The organism is Massilia sp. Soil_C_3 (assembly GCF_057657035.1).
This window is the reverse complement of the sequence record NZ_JBDGJG010000002.1, coordinates 438,511-458,107: the sequence shown is the minus strand read 5'-3', so window position 1 is coordinate 458,107 and position 19,597 is coordinate 438,511. Positions and strand designations below refer to the sequence as shown.

Annotated in this window: 14 protein-coding genes; 7 read left to right on the top strand and 7 right to left on the bottom strand. The window is 61.8% G+C overall.

The window, feature by feature from the left end:
* Positions 1-51: 51 nt before the first annotated feature.
* Positions 52-1,059, bottom strand: coding sequence for a serine/threonine protein kinase (locus AC3A6F_RS04965; RefSeq protein WP_487678860.1), 1,008 nt, complete (start codon positions 1,057-1,059; stop codon positions 52-54).
* Between the two features lie 158 nt (positions 1,060-1,217).
* On the opposite strand from AC3A6F_RS04965, the gene AC3A6F_RS04960 reads away from it, so the two are divergent.
* Together AC3A6F_RS04960 and AC3A6F_RS04955 are read left to right on the top strand one after the other, a co-directional pair.
* On the top strand, positions 1,218-2,258 hold the full coding sequence (locus AC3A6F_RS04960) for an alpha/beta hydrolase (protein ID WP_487678859.1): 1,041 nt from the start codon (positions 1,218-1,220) through the stop codon (positions 2,256-2,258).
* 142 nt (positions 2,259-2,400) lie between these two features.
* A complete protein-coding gene (locus AC3A6F_RS04955) occupies positions 2,401-3,093 on the top strand; it encodes a UPF0149 family protein (RefSeq protein ID WP_487678858.1) in 693 nt (230 codons plus the stop codon).
* Between the two features lie 124 nt (positions 3,094-3,217).
* On the opposite strand, the gene AC3A6F_RS04950 is transcribed toward AC3A6F_RS04955, so the two are convergent.
* The gene (locus tag AC3A6F_RS04950) at positions 3,218-4,312 is read right to left on the bottom strand and encodes an HPP family protein (protein WP_487678857.1); all 1,095 of its coding nucleotides are present in this window, start codon (positions 4,310-4,312) and stop codon (positions 3,218-3,220) included.
* A gap of 1,217 nt (positions 4,313-5,529) precedes the next feature.
* Between AC3A6F_RS04950 and AC3A6F_RS04945 the strand changes: the two genes are divergently transcribed.
* Positions 5,530-8,439, top strand: a complete 2,910-nt coding sequence (locus tag AC3A6F_RS04945) for a glycosyl hydrolase 115 family protein (protein WP_487678856.1) — start codon at positions 5,530-5,532, stop codon at positions 8,437-8,439.
* A 297-nt stretch (positions 8,440-8,736) separates the two neighbouring features.
* Here AC3A6F_RS04945 and AC3A6F_RS04940 read toward each other — a convergent pair whose 3' ends face one another.
* The gene (locus tag AC3A6F_RS04940) at positions 8,737-9,219 is read right to left on the bottom strand and encodes a triple tyrosine motif-containing protein (RefSeq protein WP_487678855.1); all 483 of its coding nucleotides are present in this window, start codon (positions 9,217-9,219) and stop codon (positions 8,737-8,739) included.
* A 70-nt stretch (positions 9,220-9,289) separates the two neighbouring features.
* Complete coding sequence (locus tag AC3A6F_RS04935; protein WP_487678854.1) at positions 9,290-10,879, bottom strand: ligand-binding sensor domain-containing protein; 1,590 nt, start codon at positions 10,877-10,879, stop codon at positions 9,290-9,292.
* Positions 10,880-11,073: 194 nt separating this feature from the next.
* Between AC3A6F_RS04935 and AC3A6F_RS04930 the strand changes: the two genes are divergently transcribed.
* A complete protein-coding gene (locus tag AC3A6F_RS04930; protein ID WP_487678853.1) occupies positions 11,074-12,513 on the top strand; it encodes an amidase family protein in 1,440 nt (479 codons plus the stop codon).
* Between the two features lie 222 nt (positions 12,514-12,735).
* Here the strand turns inward: AC3A6F_RS04930 and AC3A6F_RS04925 are convergent, their stop codons facing one another.
* From AC3A6F_RS04925 to orn, 3 genes are read right to left on the bottom strand one after another with little or no spacing between them, the layout of a single operon-like run.
* Positions 12,736-13,806: a glycoside hydrolase family 43 protein gene (locus AC3A6F_RS04925; RefSeq protein WP_487678852.1), complete on the bottom strand. Its 1,071-nt coding sequence runs from the start codon at positions 13,804-13,806 to the stop codon at positions 12,736-12,738.
* A 39-nt stretch (positions 13,807-13,845) separates the two neighbouring features.
* A complete protein-coding gene (locus AC3A6F_RS04920; RefSeq protein WP_487678851.1) occupies positions 13,846-16,368 on the bottom strand; it encodes a hybrid sensor histidine kinase/response regulator in 2,523 nt (840 codons plus the stop codon).
* Positions 16,369-16,421: 53 nt separating this feature from the next.
* A complete protein-coding gene (gene orn / locus AC3A6F_RS04915; protein ID WP_487678850.1) occupies positions 16,422-17,006 on the bottom strand; it encodes an oligoribonuclease in 585 nt (194 codons plus the stop codon).
* Positions 17,007-17,066: 60 nt separating this feature from the next.
* Here orn and AC3A6F_RS04910 point away from each other — a divergent pair, with 60 nt between their 5' ends.
* Genes AC3A6F_RS04910 through rsgA form a run of 3 tightly spaced genes read left to right on the top strand, consistent with a single transcriptional unit; the run spans position 17,067 to position 19,569 of the window.
* The gene (locus tag AC3A6F_RS04910; RefSeq protein WP_487678849.1) at positions 17,067-18,329 is read left to right on the top strand and encodes a M48 family metallopeptidase; all 1,263 of its coding nucleotides are present in this window, start codon (positions 17,067-17,069) and stop codon (positions 18,327-18,329) included.
* A complete protein-coding gene (locus tag AC3A6F_RS04905; RefSeq protein ID WP_487678848.1) occupies positions 18,326-18,658 on the top strand; it encodes a 4a-hydroxytetrahydrobiopterin dehydratase in 333 nt (110 codons plus the stop codon). The genes AC3A6F_RS04910 and AC3A6F_RS04905 overlap by 4 nt, the downstream gene beginning before the upstream one ends.
* Positions 18,655-19,569 (top strand): ribosome small subunit-dependent GTPase A, encoded by a 915-nt coding sequence (gene rsgA, locus AC3A6F_RS04900; protein WP_487678847.1) that lies wholly within the window; start codon positions 18,655-18,657, stop codon positions 19,567-19,569. The genes AC3A6F_RS04905 and rsgA overlap by 4 nt, the downstream gene beginning before the upstream one ends.
* The last annotated feature ends 28 nt before the right edge of the window (positions 19,570-19,597 follow it).

Here is a 19,597-nt window from a genome sequence, read left to right as displayed (position 1 = left end):
TGCTACGCGGAACTGGACGGCAATATTGGCTCAGCTCATCCATTCGGCCCCTCACACCGGCCACAGGGGCGGCTCGTCCATCAGGGCCACCTGCTCGCGCAGCTCCAGAATCCGGTCCTGCCAATAGCGCTGGGTATTAAACCAGGGGAAGGCGGCCGGGAAAGCCGGATCGCTCCAGCGCATCGCCAGCCACGCCGCATAATGGATCAGGCGCAGGGTGCGCAGCGCCTCGACCAGGTATAGCTGGCGCGGGTGGAAATCGCAGAAGTCCTCGTAGCCGGCCAGCACGTCGGCCATCTGGCCGACCATCTCGTGGCGCTCGCCCGAGAGCAGCATCCACATATCCTGCACCGCCGGGCCCATGCGGCTATCGTCGAAATCGACGAAATGGGGGCCGTCCGGCGTCCACAGCACGTTGCCGCCATGGCAGTCGCCGTGCAGGCGCAGCAGCGGCAGTTCTCCGGCGCGCTCGTAGCAGCGCGCCACGCCGTCCAGCGCCTGCTCCACGACGCTCGACCACGCTGCCATCAGCTCGGGCGGGATGAAATCATGGCTGCGCAGCCAGTCATAAGGCTGACGGCCGAACGTGACCGGATCGAGCGCCGGCCGGTGCTCATAGGCCTTGACCGCGCCCTGGGCGTGGATACGGCCGATGAAACGGCCGATCCACTCCAGCACCGCCGGGTCGCCCAGCTCGGGCGCGCGTCCGCCGCGGCTCGGGAAGACCGAAAAACGGAAGCCCTCGAAGCTATGCAGGGTCTTGCCATCGATCTGCAGCGCGGGCACGACCGGGATTTCGCGCTCCACCAGCTCGGCCACGAAAGCGTGTTCTTCGAGGATGGCGGCATCGCTCCAGCGTTCGGGACGATAGAACTTGACCACCACCGGCCCGCCCTCCTCGCGGCCGACCTGGTACACGCGGTTCTCGTAGCTGTTCAGGGCCAGCAGGCGGCCATCGCCGTGCATGCCGACACTGTCGAGCGCGTCCAGCACCAGGGCTGGATCGAGGCGCGCATACGGATTCTCGGGCGTTTCGTTGTCGGTGGTTAAGTTATCCATGTCCCTATTGTACGGCGGCGCACCGCGAAGCGGAAATGGACCGCATTTCACCCGCGCTGAGTTCGTTCACGCACAGTGAGCGACATTGTTACAAGGCCTCATGTCAGAAACACCCCTGGCGCATGTCGCGCCGGGCGAGAAACCCGATAAGGAAAAATATGAAGAAACTGACCCTGACCATGGTTGCATTGGCCGCCGGCATGCTGGCCGGCACCGCGATTGCCCAGACCGCCGCCCAGCCGCCGAAGGCCGAACCGAGCATGCAGAAGGTGCTCGACGCGATGGCATCGCTGAAACCAAAGCCGATCGACACCCTGAGCCCGGAAGAAGCGCGCAAGCAGCCGTCGGCCGCCGATGCGGTGAAAAAAGTGCTGTCCGATGCCGGCCAGAGCACGGCGCCGGAGCCGGGCGTCACTATGAAGACCCAGACGGTCCAGGGCAAAGGCGGCAGCTTCCCGGTCCATATCTTCACCCCTGAAGGCAAGGGCCCGTTCCCCATCATCGTGTACTACCACGGCGGCGGCTTCGTGATCGCCGACACCAAGGTCTATGAAGCGTCGGTGCGCGCGCTGGCCAAGGGGGCCAAGGCGATCGTGGTCTCGGCCGACTACCGCCTGGCGCCGGAACACAAGTTCCCGACCCAGCCGGAAGACGCTTTCGCCGCCTACAAATGGGCGATCGAAAACGCCAAGAGCTTCAATGGCGACGCCACCCGCGTGGCGGTGGCCGGCGAATCGGCTGGCGGTAACCTGGCGACCGTGGTCTCGATGATGGCGCGCGACCAGAAAGCCCAGTTGCCGGTGCACCAGCTGCTGGTGTATCCAGTGGTCGACAACGACATGAACAACGAGTCGTACAAGAAGAACGCCAACGCCAAGCCGCTGAACAAGGCGATGATGGGCTGGTTCTTCAAGCACTACGGCGCCGATCCGAAGAGCCCGTACGCCCTGCCGCTGAAGGCCACCTCGCTCAAGGGCCTGCCGCCGGCCACCGTGATCACCGCCGAGATCGACCCGCTGATGACCGAGGGTAAGGCCTACGCCGACCGCCTCAAGAAGGAAGGCGTGACCGTCAACTACCGCCACTACACCGGCGTGACCCACGAATTCTTCGGCATGGGCGCGGTGGTGCCGAAAGCCAAGGAAGCGCAGCAGTTCGCGGCCGACGAGCTGACCAAGGCCTTCAACGCCAAGCGTTGATGCCGTCCCGGCGCCGCGGCCGTTGCGCCGCGGCGCCATCTCCCGTCTGCAATCGAGGTTTTTGCTGCCGCCCGGCGGCGCAGGCGTTACACTGGCGCCTTTACGCAAAACCGGCGCCCGCGCGCCATCACCAGACACTCCCATGCATCTCGAACAGCCCCTCTCCGAAAAAGAATTCGACGAACTCGACCAGTTCCTCTTGTCCGACCGTTGCTCCGACGAAGCGATGACGATGGACACCCTGCACGGCTACCTGACCGCGATCGCGATCGGTCCGGAAACCATCATGCCGGCCGAATGGCTGCCGCTGGTCTGGGGCCAGGACGAGGCGGCCGCGCCGAAGTGGAAGAACAAGCGCGAAGAAGAAAAGATCGTCAACCTGATCATGCGCTTCATGAACGAAGTGCTGATCACCTTCGAAGTCTCGCCGAAGGAGTTCGAACCGCTGTTCGTCGAACATGACTTCGAGGGCAAGACCCTGATCGATCCGGAAGCCTGGTGCTGGGGCTTCTGGGAAGGCGTCGAACTGCGCGCCGATTCCTGGGATCCGATCTGGACTTCCGACGTGGCCGAACTGATCCGCCCGATCTACCTGCTCGGCGCCGACGAGATCGAGGAAGAAGAACTGGCCCTGGTCGACAACCCGCACAAGATCCACGCCCTGGCGCTGGAGATCGAAGCGAATGTGCCGGCCATCTATCGCTTCTGGCTGCCGTTGCGCAAGCCCGCGGTCGAGACCGTGGTGCGCGAGGAGGCGAAAGTCGGCCGCAACGACGATTGCCCTTGCGGCAGCGGCAAGAAGTACAAGAAGTGCTGCGGGGCTGAATCGGCTTGATTTACCTGTGTCGGCCCGATTCACTTTGTCGATCTGATCCACCTGTAGGGTCGGCGGCTATGCCGCCGACGCGGTGATCGTTGGCAGCGCGATCATCGCGTACGACATCGGCGCCGAACCAGCATCAATCCCCGCGCCGGCGCCGCAGCCGCCACCCTTGCGTCGCCAACGCCACCCCATGCAGGGCATCGAGCACTTCGACCGGCCCTGCCATCCCCACCAGCATCCCCGCCGCATCGACCACCGGCACCCGCGCCAGGCCATGACGGCCCGCCAGCGCGGCCACATCGCTCGCCGGCTGCCCCGCCTGCACTGCGATCCCGACGATCATCAACTCGGTCACCCGCTCGGCCTCCTTGCGGCCACGCAGTATGATCAGCGCTCGCGCCTTGATGCTCCACGCCTCCGCCTCGGCAGCCGCCCGCAGCAGGGATTTCAAGGTCAGCACGCCAAGCAGCCGCCCTCCTCCATCCACCACCGGCAGCGAAGGCAAGCCATGTTCGAGCAGGATCGCACGCGCCGTCGCCAGCGGCATGTCGGGTTCGAGCAGCGCCAGCGGCGGCACCACGACGTCGCCGGCATGCAGGTGACGCACGCGCCGCTCGGCCGCATGGTGCTCGGCATCGTTGACGATGACGGCCAGGTCCTCGCGCGAGACGTCGAGCGCTTCACCGAAGTGTTCGAGCGCGGCGTCGATGTCCTCGGCCGCCACGTCGGACGGCGCCGGAGCGGCCTTGTGCACGTGATGCGCGCCCGTCACGCGGTTGTACAGCAGCGCCGCCAGCACCAGCAGCACGGTGTTCAGGCCCACCGGCGCCAGCGCGAACGACAGGCCAGCCTCGTGCACCGCCGGCCCGCCCAACACCGCCGTCATCGCCACCGCCCCTCCCGGCGGATGCAGGCAGCGCAGCAGGAACATCATGGCGATCGACAGCCCCCCGGCCAGTGGCGCAGCGAACATCGGGTCGGGCAGCAGTTGGGCGCAGCTGACGCCGACCAGGGCCGAGACCACATTGCCGCCAATGACTGGCCAGGGCTGGGCCAGGGGGCTGGCGGGGACGCAGAACAGCAGCACGGCGGAGGCGGCCATGGGGGCGACCAGCCAGGCGACGTGGGCGCCGGGAGCGCTCCAGGCCAGCACGACCTGGCTCAGCACGCCGGACAGGGCCAGGCCGAACAATGCACCGAACGCGGCCCGCGCCTGGCCGATCGGTGGCAAGGCGACCGGGTGCGGGCGCCGCAAGATAGAAAGAAGAAAAGATGGCATTGCACCAAGGATGAGCGCAAAGAGCGTTATTACAGCACATTTGCACGAATTAAGTGCAAAGTCATACAAAAGTGGTGCAGGCTTTCAAGCCCGGAGCGCATGGCTCTAGTGAAAGTTGCTTCCAGACCAACAACTACATACGTTGCCTATCAGAAAAGTTGCTATCGCCAATAGCGGTCATGGAGCAGAGTTGAGTCCGTAACTTATGAAACCTAGTTTCAATTATTAATACGTGTGCGGAAAAGCACGAGCTCGCGCCATTTCGGGACCAGGACCCAGTTTGACAATGGGCAGGACTTAATTTGTTGAGCGCCAAGGGGATTTTACTATTATCTATCGGGTGTTTGGCACGGTCTACCTAGCTGCGCACCTCGTTGGATGCGCTTGTCCTATATCGGGTGACTTATTGGGTAGCTCATCGTCTTTGTGTTGGCGCCGGAAGCTCACACTCGACTTGCGCGGTGAAAATAAAGGCCTTTCACTTCGATCATTTATCGTTGCGCTCGGCATCAGCTTTCTAAACAAGAAAAAGCGCTTCTGACTAAAGACCAAATTTCCAATGCAGTTTGCTCGTCACATATCCAGCGTTACGGACGCGCTATCGTCGGCTACGAGACGATGACGCTCGATAACAGACTGCTGCCGGCCAATAACCGGACGGTCAGTAATAGCGGCAATCCAGCCGTGCATCTAACAATTATGGCGCCAGAAACTTCTGACTCGCTCGTCGATACGACCAAGAACCGGCCCAACAGCTTCGTGGCTCCGGACCCCTACGCGTCATAATCAACGGCAACTGCGTGTTCGACCAGCTAACACGGCACCGCTAGAGTGCTACCAAAGGATGCTTTTGTCGGCGGCCTTTGATTGCTGCGCTTAGCATTCTCGGCGACTCCCCCCCCTCTTGTAAAATTTTCGTGTCTGCTGTCGAGCTTCGACTGCCGAAGACTGAGACGCAATGCACCAGTTTGACTCAGCTCGACAATACCACTAGACTCAAATGATTTCGCTAACAAAAAATGTCGATTTCAATGTTATATAACATTTGACGCTAAGAACACAGGAGGAGATAGATGGGATTGTTCAAGAGGACTGCCGCTCGGTTTAGCACTGCAGTGTCCGGATACATGTGCCGATCTCGACAGCGACAGATGGTTGCTAGCGCACGAATGTCGATTGTCATTCTCTGTGTGATCAGCCCTGCGCATGCATCTGCGCTAGGCACGCCGAAGTTCGTGGATTTCGCTGGTGATTCCGGGGTGGCACTCAGTAGTGATCGCGGCGCTGCTCCGATTATTGTGGGATCGGATGAATATCCTGGGGTGGTCCGCGCCGCCCGGGACCTGCAACGGGACATTCTTAGTGTGAGTGGAAGGGAGCCGCAATGGAAGGTCGGCGCTGCTGTTCACTCGGATGACGCTATCATTATCGGCACCTTGGGCCGGCATGCACTGATCGACCAGCTCGTGGCTGAGGGAAAAGTCAATGCGCAGGGATTGGCGGGACAATGGGAGGGCTTCGTAATCCAGGCAGTTGCCAATCCAACTCCCAGCATCAAACGTGCACTCGTTGTAGTTGGAAGTGACAAGCGTGGGACCATTTTCGGCACCTATACCGTCTCCGAGCAGATCGGCGTCTCGCCCTGGTATTGGTGGGCCGACGTGCCGATCGTGGAAAACAAGGTGATCAACGTTGCGCTGACTACGCGCGTGATGGAAAAACCGACCGTCCAATATCGGGGCATCTTCTTGAATGACGAGGCGCCGGCGCTGACCAATTGGGCCAAGAAGCACTTTGGTGGCTTCAGCCGGGAATTCCACGAAAAGCTGTTCGAGCTGATGCTGCGAATGCGTGCCAATTTTCTGTGGCCGGCGATGTGGTATTCGTCGTTCCATGACGACGACAAGGAGAATGGCAAGCTGGCCGATATGATGGGCATCGTGATGGGAACGTCGCACCACGAGCCGATGATGCGTGCGCAGCAGGAATGGCATCGCTACGGCAAGGGGCCGTGGGACTATGAACGCAATGGAGCGGGCTTGCGCGAGTTCTGGGCGCAGGGAATGCGCAACACCCGCGACTACGAGAAGGTGATCACGATGGCGATGCGCGGCGACGGCGACGAGCCGATGTCCGAAGGGGCGAACGTCGCGCTCCTGGAGCAGATCGTCAAGGACCAGCGCACATTGATTCGCAAGGAACTGGGTCAGGAACCGGAAAAAGTACCGCAGCTGTGGGCGCTGTACAAAGAGGTACAGGAATACTACGAGAAAGGCATGCGCGTGCCCGACGACATGCTGCTGCTATGGTGCGATGACAATTTCGGCAATATCCGTCGTTTGCCGACGGAAGAGGAACGCAAACGCAGCGGTGGCGCGGGCGTCTACTATCACTTCGATTATGTCGGTGTCCCCCGATCTTATAAATGGCTGAACGTTATCCAGATCAGCAAGATCTGGGAGCAGATGAATCTGGCGAACCAGTTCGGCGCCAACCGGCTGTGGGTTGTCAACGTCGGCGACCTCAAGCCGATGGAAGTCCCAGTCGAGTTCTTCATGAATTACGCGTGGAATCCATCCGCATGGCCGGCCGAGCGCCTGCCCGACTACCTGCGCAACTGGGCAGCGCGCGAGTTTGGTCCCGCCCATGCCAAGCAGATTGCATCGATCGTCGATCGCTATACGCGCTATAACGCTCGCCGCAAGCCTGAGCAGGTCGAGCCGGACACCTACAGCCTTACAAGCTATGACGAGGCGGAGCGCGTCGTTGATCAGTTCAATGCGCTTGCCGGAGAAGCACAGAGCCTGAAACGCAAGCTCCCGGCCTCGATGCATGACGCCTATTTCCAGCTTGTCGAATATCCAGTACTCGCCTCCGCGAATGCCCTCGACATGTATGTGTCGGCTGGCCGCAACCGCCTGTATGCGCGCCAGGGGCGAGTCACGACGAACGATATGGCGGTCAGGGTGCGCAAGCTGTTCAAGCGCGACGCCGATCTGGCGCGCCAGTATCAGCACGACATCAAGCAGGGCAAGTGGAGTCACATGATGTCGCAAACTCGTTTCGGCTACCATAACTGGGATCAGCCCTATCGCGACGTCATGCCGGCCGTGTCAGAACTGCGACTGCCGCCGGATGGCGAACTTGCGGCGCCCAATGGCATCCACCCTTCGGATCAGATGGGAATTGCCGTGCAGGGCAATCCAACTGCCTGGCCGGTGTTCCCGATCCGCGAGCTGATTCTACCTGCCCTGGACGTGTTTCAAAAACAGATGGGTCACTTCGAGTTGTTCAACCGTAGCAGCGAGCCTTTCAGCTATTCGATCGAAACGAGCCACCCGTGGATCCGGCTCGACGCCAAGACCGGGCGCGTCGAGACGGAGCGGCGCATCCGCGTTGATGTCGACTGGGAAGCCGTTCCGGTCGGGACGACTCATGCGCAACTGACCGTCCGTGGGCCGGCCAAGGCGAAGGTCACAATCAAGGTCCCGGTGCACAAGCTTGCCGACAGCGCGCTTGCGTCGATGAAGGGTTATGTGGAAACGCAGGGCGTGGTGGCGATGGAAGCCGAACGCTATAGCCGGGCCGAAGCTCCGGCAGGTCGGCAATGGCTGAGGATTCCAGATCACGGCCACACGCTATCGGGCATGACGACGATACCCTCGACTGGGGCCGCCATGTCGCTCGCCGATGGCATGAAGCTCGAGTACGACGTCAATCTGTTTACAGCAGGCGAGATCGAACTCCAGGTTGTACTGAGCCCTACGCTGAAGTTCCAGCCGGGTGAAGGATTCCGGTTTGCTGTATCAATCGACGATGCCGCGCCGCAGGAAGTCAATATACATGCGGACGAGTCCGAACAATACTGGCGCAAACTTGTTTCGGATGGGGTGGCGAAGTTCAGCACTAAGCATGTAGTGAAGCGTCCGGGACGCCATACTGTCAAGTTCTGGGCGCTAGACCCGGCGATAGTGCTGCAACGTCTCGTGATCAATACTGGTGGCTTGCAACCGAGCTACCTGGGACCGCCAGAGAGTCCGTTTTACCCGGTGGTTGCAGCAGGCGGCACGGAACGATAGTTACGCGGATCGGGTTGGGAAATGGCGGATGTCTCAACGCGCCGCCAACCCTGCGCCTACCGGCAACACTCGCTGCTGGTGCTTAGACCAGCTCAGCAGGTATGATCCCGAACGTCTAAACGAACTGATCGGCTGGCATCAGTTCGGATGGACCTCGCCATCGATTTTGCGACCGTCCTCGGCCTGACCGTAGGCGTGCGCATTCCGCACTTGGCGAGGGCGAGTCGGCAGTCGACGAGCAAGTGCTAATCGACTGCGCGCATGCGGCGAATCTATTTCGACCATACCTGAACCGTCTTAGCATGACGCGTCGCGCAGCCAGCAAGCTGGTGCAGCAGATCGATAACCCAGGCCTGCCAGATGGTATTTGCCCGGTCCCAAATTCGTGTATGAGGCCGAACGCATCGTTCCGCTATCGAGCCATCCGTGATCGAAGCCGACAAGGCGGTAGCGGAATCGCACTCGTTCAGGCATCGTCATGCTGGGGGCAGTGAAGTCGAACCGAAGGCGTTCGATACCTGCAGGTAGTATTGACGGCATGCCTTCAGTGTGGTGTCGGGTATCCGCGCTCAGGGCGAACGTGAACGCAGTCGGAGCGACTCTGTTGACCGCCATGCGCTCGCGGTCGAGTACCGCGACGCCATCGGCTCCACTAACCCACAGCCGGCCATCGCCACCCAGCCGCAAGGTGGGCACCGGCGAGACGCCGTGTCCCATGCCGGGAAAGCCATCGAGTTCGTCCAGCAGGGCGCCGTGCAATGGCAAGGCCGGATCGGCCATACTCCGTTGCCAATCTCCCAGTTTCACGTAAAGTAGCCCGCGCGTCGTGTTAAGCCATCGATCGCCATCTTCACTGGTGCCGAAGCCGGAGACGTTTGCGAGGTCGACAGCTTGGGGCATGCAGGGGGCGGAATCGCTGGCCGCTCCATACAGCGGTGCCGTTGTCACCGCTGACAATGCGATCGCCGCCGGCGTGCACGAATGTAACAGCGCCAAGGTCGATACCATCGTTGGCCCCGTATTCGGTACGTTGCTGGCCATCGAACATCACGACGCGACTATCGCGCGTGCCGAACCAGGTGCGCCCGTCAGCGTCTACAAAGGCGTAAATTGCACGCCCCAGCCCTGTCTCGGCCGGCACTTGTGTCCAGGTTCCGTCGCGCAGCCGCATAAGGCCGCGACCTCCTTGGTATAGCCAGATACCATCGCGGTCTTCTGCCAGCAAGAGCACCTTGTCACGCGCCGTCGTGCCTTCAGCGCTGAAAGGCATCGGGTAACGTGCGATTACCCGGGGACCAAACCGGCGTTCGATCCAACGCGATCCTCCGACCAAGACGGTTCCTCCTCGTCCTTCCGCGACTAGGGCGCTGGCCTGTCCTGACTGCTCCTCGACCGGGTCTGCTCGCTCGACTTTCCAAAGGCGTCCGTTCTCCGCCAGAATGGTCGAAGCAATCCACACAGTTCCCGTCATATCAAGCGCCATCGAAGGCCATCCAGATGCAGGGGGCAATACAAGCGGCAGCAGACGGGTATCGCGCAAACGCTCGACCCCTGCCGTCGTTGCGGTCCATAGATTACCTTCTCGGTCCTCCAGCATGCTGGTGACCGTCACCGATGGGTTGCCGATACGGCCATCGTTGCGTCTGCCTGCGCTCGTCAAGTCGGGAAAGTTCCCCAGAGACAGTCGCTGATTTGAAGGTCGCAGCACGCAGATGCCGTCAGGGCAGTTGCCAGACCAATAGTTTCCGTTTCGGTCGAATAAGGTCTGGTGCGTGTTCTGGCGTACCGGGGTGGGCTCTGCTCGATGCCAGCCGTCGGTTGGCATCGGCATCAAGCGTACGGTCGTACCGTCGGCAGCCCATACTCGGCCATCCGGCGAAGCAGCAAATACTGTGTCTCCGGTGACACCAAACATACGATGGAAGCGATCATTGGTTCGATCAAGCAGATAGACATTCGCACTATCCGCAGCCCAAACCCGGCCGTAAGGATCACGGTAAACCGAAGTTGCAATGTCGCCTGCAAATCTCATGCTGGCATCAAAGTGCTGCCAGCGATCGCCTCGATAACGGAGCAGGCCTGAGGATGGGGCCAGCCATACGTGATTGCCGTCTACCGCGAAACTCGTCACTTGTCTGACCGGCAAGCCGTTTCGATATGGTAAATGATGCAGGCGACCGTCAGTTAGAACGCTGACCCCGCCGTACAGATACGAAATCCAGAGATCGCCATTGGGATGCGCCAGCAATGCCGTGATGTATTGTCCCTGCAAATGCTCGCCCAGCAGGGGATGGAAACGCTCGAACCGGACACCGTCAAAGCGATATAGCCCTGTCGGTGTGCCGAACCATAACCAACCGTCAGCTGTTTGTGCCATCGCCAGGGCATTGCGCGGCGCGCCGACGCGGGTGTCGAATACATCATGCCGGTAAGCCGCCATCGGCGTGTCTACATTGAGCGCATAGGATGGCGCAGTCGTCGATACGATGGTTGAAATGATGGCAAGCGGGAGGATGCGGGAGACGCATCGGTATTGGAAGTTGCTACCTGAGAAATAGGTTCATTTATTCAAGGCATCATCATACCAACCTGTAATAATTTGTAGCATCTTAGTTTTGCTATATGGATAGACGCATGCACACTACCTCCGCTCTCCTCACATCGGGTACCGCAAGAGCGATTGGGGCTGCGATCGCTGCCCGAAAAGTGTCATCTGTCGAAGTCACAGAATGGTACCTCGACCGCATACAGCGCTTTGGCCGCAGTGGGGCTGGCCTGAATTGCGTTCGCAGCATATCGCCGCTGGCGCTGGATGAGGCACGCCGCGCCGATGCCGAGCTTGCCGAAGGTCGTCATCGGGGGCCGTTGCACGGGGTGCCTTATCTCCTGAAAGATAATATATTTACTGTAGACGGCAGTCCTGCCTCGGCCGGGAGCCGGGCATTGGCGGAGTTCGTGCCGCCATACGAGGCAACTCTGGTCAAAAGGCTGCGCGATGCAGGTGCGGTGCTTCTAGGGAAGACCAACCTTACGGAGTTCGCCGACTTCGTCTCGGACACGATGCCTTCCGAGTTCAGCGGCGCCGGCGGCGTGGTGCGCCATCCACTTGGGCTGCGCTATGGACGCGGCATGGGATCGAGCGTCGGTTCTGCCGCAGCGGTTGCTGCTGACTTGTGCGCATTTGCGATCGGTACTGAAACTCAGAATTCCATCCAGGGGCCGGCTACCCACACCAGTATCGTCGGATTCAAACCAACGGTTGGCGCCGTCAGCCGACACGGCATCATACCGCTCGTTCCAAGCCAGGACTCTCCCGGACCACTGACGAGGACCGTGGACGACGCAATCCTGGTCTACGAGGCGGTTGCAGGTGCGGACGTTAAGGACGTGGCGACGCTGGCCCGAATTCCGGACGCAGCAGCAGGCTTCCCAACCCTGCAAGGATTGCGCATCGGTGTACCACGCCGGTTCATTGCGGACAATGTGATGAGCGACGTTCGCCGTGCGGCATTCGAGGGTGCGTTGCGTACTCTGGCGCAAGCTGGCGCAGTTATTATCGATCCGTGCGATCTACCGAGCGCAGAACAGTTGCACGAGGTTCGCTCTTGCGTCTTCCGAACCGAGTTCAGGGAAAGCCTGAACAGTTTCCTCGAAACCTTGCAGCCATGCGGCATGTCGTCGCTAGCTGCTATCATCGAATGGAACAAAGCCTGCAGCGAAGCAATTCCATATGGTCAGTCCCTCCTGGAAGCGGCCAATGCATCATCGGACATGCAATCAAACGACTATATCGCAGATCGTCGTCGCGACCTCGCACTGAGCTTAGATAGCGGCATCGCTACCGCAATGGCGGAAAAATCCACTGACGTATTGTTGACACCAATGTGTGCGGCTGCAAAGTGCACGGGTAAAGCTGGAGCGCCAGTGGTCGCAATTCCAGTTGGACAAGATCAGGAGCACCATCCTTTCGGGATCACGGTATTCGGGATGCCAGGTAGCGATCGGTTTTTGCTGGAAATGGCTGTCGCAATCGAGCGAATCATTGGATCTCGTCTGATGCGAAGCCAGGACTAAACATCCACTATCTCGACCTAAGCAAAAATGTATCCTAGAGGAGCACTGGTCTATTCTTACTATTGATAGGTAAGCGTATCAGCTCGAATGTCCGCTTCGGGTCGAAAGCCGTCATACAAGACGCCTTACACCAATATGTTCTGGCTGGACTGGCGCCATTGCTCGGCTAGTTTGTCACGTCCCGCAAAACCGTCTAACGGTCTTGCTAATCGCTCGACACCTTCATCCGCCGTGATGAATCTGTCGCGGCGCCACTCCCTCAGTAGTCATGACCACCGGCTTGATCGTGCCATCCGCATTAAAGTACAAGTGCTCGATCGCCGTCTCGCGGTGGTGACCGTCCTTGTCGCCCAACGGCCGGCGGTGATAGACGATGTACCAATCATCCGTACCCGGAATATTAGCCACCGAGTGGTGCCCCGCCCCATTGGCAATGGTCGTATCCTGCTGCAGAATCGTGCCGATACGCTTGAACGGTCCAAACGGCGACTTGCTCATGGCGTAGGCGACACGATAATCCGGCCGCGTCCACCCCCCTTCCGACCACATGAAGTAGTACACGCCATTGCGCTTGGCCATGAACGAGCCCTCCACATAGGCCGGGTCGGGCGTGATCTCCTTGTAGGTGGTCCCGTCTGGGAACGGCACGACGCTCAGTAGGTCCGGCGCCAGCTTGACGACGTTGGCGTGCTTCCAGCCGCCGTAATACATATACACCTGGCCGTCGTCGTCCTTGAATACCATCTGGTCGATCGGCTGGGCGCCGTTGTGGATCTTGTCGATCAGCGGGCGGCCGAGCGCATCCTTGAACGGGCCTTCGGGACGGTCGCTGACCGCCACGCCGATACCACCTAACTGGCCATTAGCCTTGATGTCGTTGGCGCCGAAGAACAGGTAGTACTTGCCGTTGTGTTCGATGGCGGAAGGCGCCCACACCGCATACGCCGCCCACGAGACGTTCTCGACGTCGAGCACGTGGGTGTGCTTTGTCCAGTTGACCAGGTCGGTTGACGAGAACGCATCGAGGAAGGTCTGCTTCAGGTAGGGTTCCCAAATCAGGTCGGACTTGGCGCGCATGCGCTCCTGCTCCGGGGTGAAGGCGCGCGACTTGCGCGGGGTGCCGTAGTGGTCCGAATAGGTGGGATAGATCCAGTACTTGTTGCCGTAGATGCGGATTTCGGGGTCGGCGTACCAGCCGGGGACGATCGGGTTGGCGGCGTAGGAAGCAACGCCCAGGGTGGAGAGTAATACAAGTGCCAGTGATTTTGCGATGACAGTACGTTTTGTTTTCATCTAGTCTCCTTCGATTGTTATTGTGGCGGCTCCAGGTGCTTAGGTTCCCGCCTGCGCGGGAACGACGTCGGCAAACGTCTCTGACTGATTGGCATGTTCTTTTGTGCGCACGCCGTCCAGCACGCGCAGCAGCACATCGACATTGACCGGCTTGACCAGATGATGCGCGAAGCCGGCCGCCAGCGCGGCGTCGCGGTCCTGCTGCTGGCCATAGCCGGTGACGGCGATCAGGGTTGCGTCGCGCGTCACCGGATCGGCCTTCAACCGGCGCGCCAGTTCGCGCCCATCCATCTCCGGCAGGCCGATATCCAGCAGACACACGTCGGGCCGCATGCCACGCGCGCGCTCGAGCGCCGGCAGCGACGCATGCTCGATCGCCACCTCGTGGCCCTGGGACGACAGCAGCAGCCCCAGCGTCTCGGCGGCGTCGTGATTGTCATCCACCACCAGCACGCGCAAGGGCGCGGCGCCGGCCGGGCAAGCGGCCCCCGGCGCAGGCGCCGGCGTTTCTTCTTCCTGCAGCAGCGGCAGGCTGATCACGAAGGTGCTGCCCTTGCCCAGGCCCGGGCTGGAACAACCCACCGTGCCGCCGTGTAGCTCGACCAGGTGCTTGACCAGGGCCAGCCCCAACCCAAGCCCGCCCTGCGAGCGGTCCGACGAACGCTCGGCCTGGGTAAACAAGTCGAACACGCGTCCCGTGAGCTCGCGGTCCATGCCGATCCCCTCGTCGCGCACACTGAGCACCAGGCGCGAGCCCAGCACCTCGGCGCGCAGGTCGATGCCACGCCCCGGCGGCGTGTACTTGGCGGCGTTGCCCAGCACATTGGCCACCACCTGCACCAGGCGCGCCTTGTCGCCGCGCACCGCAGCGTGCTCGGGCGGCAGGCGCACGCCCAGCTGCTGCGAGCGCGCGTCGATCGTCGGGCGCACCTGCTCCACCGCTTCTTCAACCACGGCGCGCGCCGGCACCCGCGCCTGGCCCAGCGTGATCAGGCCGCGCGTGACGCGCGACACGTCGAGCAGGTCGTCCACCAGGCGCGTCATGTGGCGCACCTGGCGTCCGATGATGGTGCTGCTCTGGTGCACCCGGCGCTCGTCCATATTGCCCATCCGGAGCAGCTCGGCGGCGGCGCTGATCGGCGCCAGCGGGTTGCGCAACTCGTGCGCCAGCATCGCCAGGAATTCGTCCTTGCGGCGGTCGGCGTCCATCAGTTTTTCTTCGGCCAGCTTGCGGTCAGTGATGTCGCGGAAGAAGCTGGCGATGCCGCCGTCCTGGGTCGGATAGGCGCGGATATCGGTCCAGATGCGGCGCCCGTCGGGGAAGGTGTGGCACTGCTCGGCGGCGCCGGCGCGGCGCGTGTCCATCACGCGGTGGTACATGCGGCCGGCCTCGCTGTCGGCCATGGCGGTGAACACTTCCCAATGGTTGCGGCCGATGACTTCCTCGCGCGTGACGGCGCAGATGCGCAGGCCCTCGGCGTTCATGCGCTGCATGATCCAGTTGCGGTCGAACAGCGCGAAGCCTTCGGAGATATTGTCGAAGATGTCGCGACTACGGTCGCGCTCTTCGCGCAGCAGCGCCTGGGCGCGCGCGGTCTCTGCTGCGGCCCAGGTGCGCTCGGCCACATCGCGCGCGAGCTGGACGTCGTACTCGCTCCACGAGCGCGGCGTCGGCGTATCGACGCCAAGACAGGCAGTCAGGCGGCCCGATTTGACGATCGGCACCACCAGCACGGCGCCGATACGCTCGTCGATGCGGCTGGCGCGCAAGTCTGCGGTGCGTGCATCGTTGGCGGCATCGTGGATCCGTACCACCGCTCCGCCGCCCAGCTCGGCGACGATGGCGGGACTGAAGTCGGAAAGCGGCAATCCCGACGCCGGCCGCACCGCACCCGCAGACGTCCACAATCGCGGTACCTCGAGGCGTCCGCTAAGCGGATCGATCTCGGCATACAGCACGCGGCCGGCGCCGAGCTCCACGCCCAGCAACGCGCTTGCGGTCGCGATGACTTCGCCCGGGTCTTCCAGCGGTGCAAGCGCATCCGACACTTTCAGCTGAAACGCCGCCCGGCGCGCGGCCAGCACATGGCCGGTGGTTTCCATGACGGTGCAAGTCAGCCCAGCGACATCGCCACGGGCGTCATGCAGCGGCGCATACGAAAACGTGAACCAGGCGCGCTCGGGGTAGCCGTTACGCAGGAGATTGAGCTCCATATCCTGGAGAAAGACCGAGTTGCCCGCCAGCGTGCGCTCGATCAAGTGAGACAGGTCGGGCATGACTTCGGCCCAGAGCTGCGCAAACGGCACGGCTGGCACGGCTGGATGGCGCTCGCCGAGGATCGGAATATAGGCGTCGTTGTGCAGGAAAGCAAGCTGCGGTCCCCAGGCGATAAACGTGGGGAACGATGAGTGCAGCATCATGTCGACCGCCATCCGCAGGGCTGGCGGCCAGCCCTCCGGCGGGCCGAGCGGTGAAGCAGTCCAGTCGTGGTCACGCAAGCGCGCGGCCGTTTGGCTGTCACCAAGGAAGGCGGTATGCGTGAACGGAACCATACCGGCCATTCTCGCATACCTTCTTGTCAATACTGAGCGTTTTTTGTACTGCTTTTACCGAATCATTTCTGGATGAAGTGCTCGCGGTAATAGCGCAGTTCTTCGATCGATTCGGTGATGTCGGCCAGGGCCGTGTGCTTCTGGTGCTTCTTGAAGCCGGTGGCAACCTCGGGCTTCCAGCGGCGGCACAGTTCCTTCAGGGTCGACACGTCCAGGTTACGGTAGTGGAAGAACGCCTCCAGCTTGGGCATGCCGCGCGCCATGAAGCGGCGGTCCTGGCAGATCGAGTTGCCGCACATCGGCGATTTGTTCGACGGTACGTACTGCTTGAGGAAGGCGATCAGTTCCTGCTCGGCCTGGGCTTCGGTCACGGTCGACGCCTTCACGCGGTCGATCAGGCCCGACTTGCCATGGGTGCCCTTGTTCCAGTTGTCCATCTTGTCCAGCGTCGCGTCCGACTGGTGGATGGCGAACACCGGGCCTTCGGCGATGATGTTCAGCTCGGGATCGGTAACGACCACCGCCACTTCGATGATGCGGTCGTTGTCCGGGTCCAGGCCGGTCATTTCCATGTCGACCCAGACCAGGTTGAACTCGTTTGGACGCTGGGCTGCGACGGACTCGGTGGTTGGTGTAGCTTGTGACATAATTCTCTCTTTGCCTAGTCGTGTTTTACACTTAATCCTGCATTTTCTCACAGGCACAGAATGTCATCATTCGGGTTTTCGGTTTTGTTCGTCGTTTTCTTCGTGCTCACCATGGTGCTGCGCACCTGGCTGGCCGCGCGCCACATCCGGCACATCGCGCGCCATCGCGCCAGCGTGCCGGCCGAGTTTGCGCCAAAGGTGCCGCTGGCGGCGCACCAGAAAGCGGCCGACTATACCGTTGCCAAGACCCGCCTCGGCCTGGTGGGCATGCTGTGTGGCGGCGCCGTCCTGATCGGCTTCACCCTGCTGGGCGGCCTTCAACTGCTGTCGCTGGCCCTGCTGCCGCTGACCGGCCCCGGCCTGTGGCACCAGATGGCGCTGGTGGTGGCCTTCGGCGTGATTTCCAGCCTGCTCGACCTGCCGCTGGACTGGTACCGCCAGTTCGTGCTGGAGCAGCGCTTCGGTTTCAACAAGATGACCCCGGGACTGTGGTTCAGCGACCTTATCAAGAGCACGGTCGTCGGCGCCGTCATCGGCCTGCCGCTGCTGTGGGTCGTACTCACGCTGATGGACAAGTCGGGCGAGCTGTGGTGGTTCTATACCTGGCTGGTATGGAGCGGCTTCCAGTTACTCATGATTGCGATCTACCCGAGCGTGATCGCGCCGATGTTCAATAAATTCAGCCCGCTCGAAGACGCCAGCCTCAAGCAGCGCATCGAGGGCCTGATGGCGCGCGTCGGCTTCGCGTCGCGCGGCCTGTTCGTGATGGACGGCAGCAAGCGCAGCGCCCACGGCAACGCCTATTTCTCGGGCTTCGGCCGCGCCAAGCGCATCGTGTTCTTCGACACCCTGCTGTCGCGCCTCGAGCCGCAAGAGATCGAGGCCGTGCTGGCGCACGAACTGGGCCACTTCAAGCTGCGCCACATCGTCAAACGCGTCAGTGTGATGTTTGCCATGTCGCTGGCCTTCCTGGCCCTGCTCGGCTACCTGAAAGGCCAGGCCTGGTTCTATACGGGGTTGGGCGTACTGCCGTTCATGAACGCCTCGAACGACGGCATGGCCCTGATCCTGTTCATGCTGGTGCTGCCGGTGTTCACCTTCCCGCTGGCGCCGCTGTCGTCGATCACCTCGCGCAAGCACGAATTCGAGGCCGACGCCTTCGCCGCCCAGCATACCGATAGCCGTCACCTGGTATCGGCCCTGGTCAAGATGTACGAGGACAACGCCTCCACGCTCACCCCGGACCCGCTGCACTCGGCCTTCTACGATTCGCATCCGCCGGCCTCGGTGCGCGTGAAACACCTGACGATGGCGGGCGCATGAAGCTGGAGCATCGCGACTGCATCCACAACGCCAGGGCGCTCGATCCATGGGTGATCGACGCCTTGCTGGCCGACGTACCCGGCTGGACCGCGATCGACGGCATCCTGTCGCGCGAATTCAAGCTGCCGGACTACCGCGCCACCATCGCCTTCGTCAACGCGGTGGCGCAGGTCGCAGAAACGCAGGATCACCACCCCGACATGACGATCGGATACGCCACCTGCCGCGTGACGTGGAGCACCCACTCGGCCGGCGGCGCCCTGACTGAAAACGATTTTATCTGCGCCGCGAAAGTGAATGCGCTTTACCTTGGAATGACCAGCGCATGAGCGACAAGAACAATGAATTGACCGGCACCATCATCGCGGCCCACGGCCGCCACTACCTGGCCGACGCCGGCGGCGAAAAGCTGCAATGCGTCACGCGCGGCAAGAAGACCAATGTGGCCGTAGGCGACGTGGTGCACCTCAAGCGCACCTCGAACGATCAGGCCGTGATCGAAAAGATCGCGGACCGCACCACCCTGCTCTACCGCTCCGACCAGTACAAATCGAAGCTGCTGGCGGCGAACATCTCGCGCCTGTTCATCGTCGTCGCCACCGAGCCCGGTTTTACCGACGACCTGGTGTCGCGCGCGCTGGTCGCCTGCGAGGCGGCCGGCATCGAGGCCCACCTCATCCTGAACAAGACCGACGTCGAAGACCTGCTGCCGCGCGCACGCGAGCGCGTTGCGCCGTATGCCGCGCTGGGCTATCCGGTGCACGAGGTATCGGCCACCGGCAACCCCGAACAGACCGTGGCGACCCTGGCCCCCCTGCTCGAAGGCCACTCGTCGATCTTCATCGGCCAGTCCGGCATGGGCAAGTCGTCGATGATCAACCTCTTGGTGCCGGACGCCGACATCGCGGTGCGCGAAATCTCGGCCGCCCTCGACACCGGCAAGCACACCACGACGTTCACCAGGCTGTATTGGTTGCCCGAAGTCGATGGCAAGACCTCGGCGATCATCGATTCGCCCGGCTTCCAGGAGTTCGGCCTGTACCACCTGACGGAAGGCATGCTTGAACGCGCCTTCGTCGAGTTCAAACCCTACCTGGGCGGCTGCAAGTACTACAACTGCCGCCACCTGGCCGAGCCGCAGTGCGCGGTGCTGGACGCGGTGGCCGCGGGCAAGATCGCGCGCATGCGCCACGAGCTATATGGGCAGTTGCTGCACGAGTCGGCCCAGACGTTATATTAGGAAATAGAAACCGTCACTTTCCCTAGCG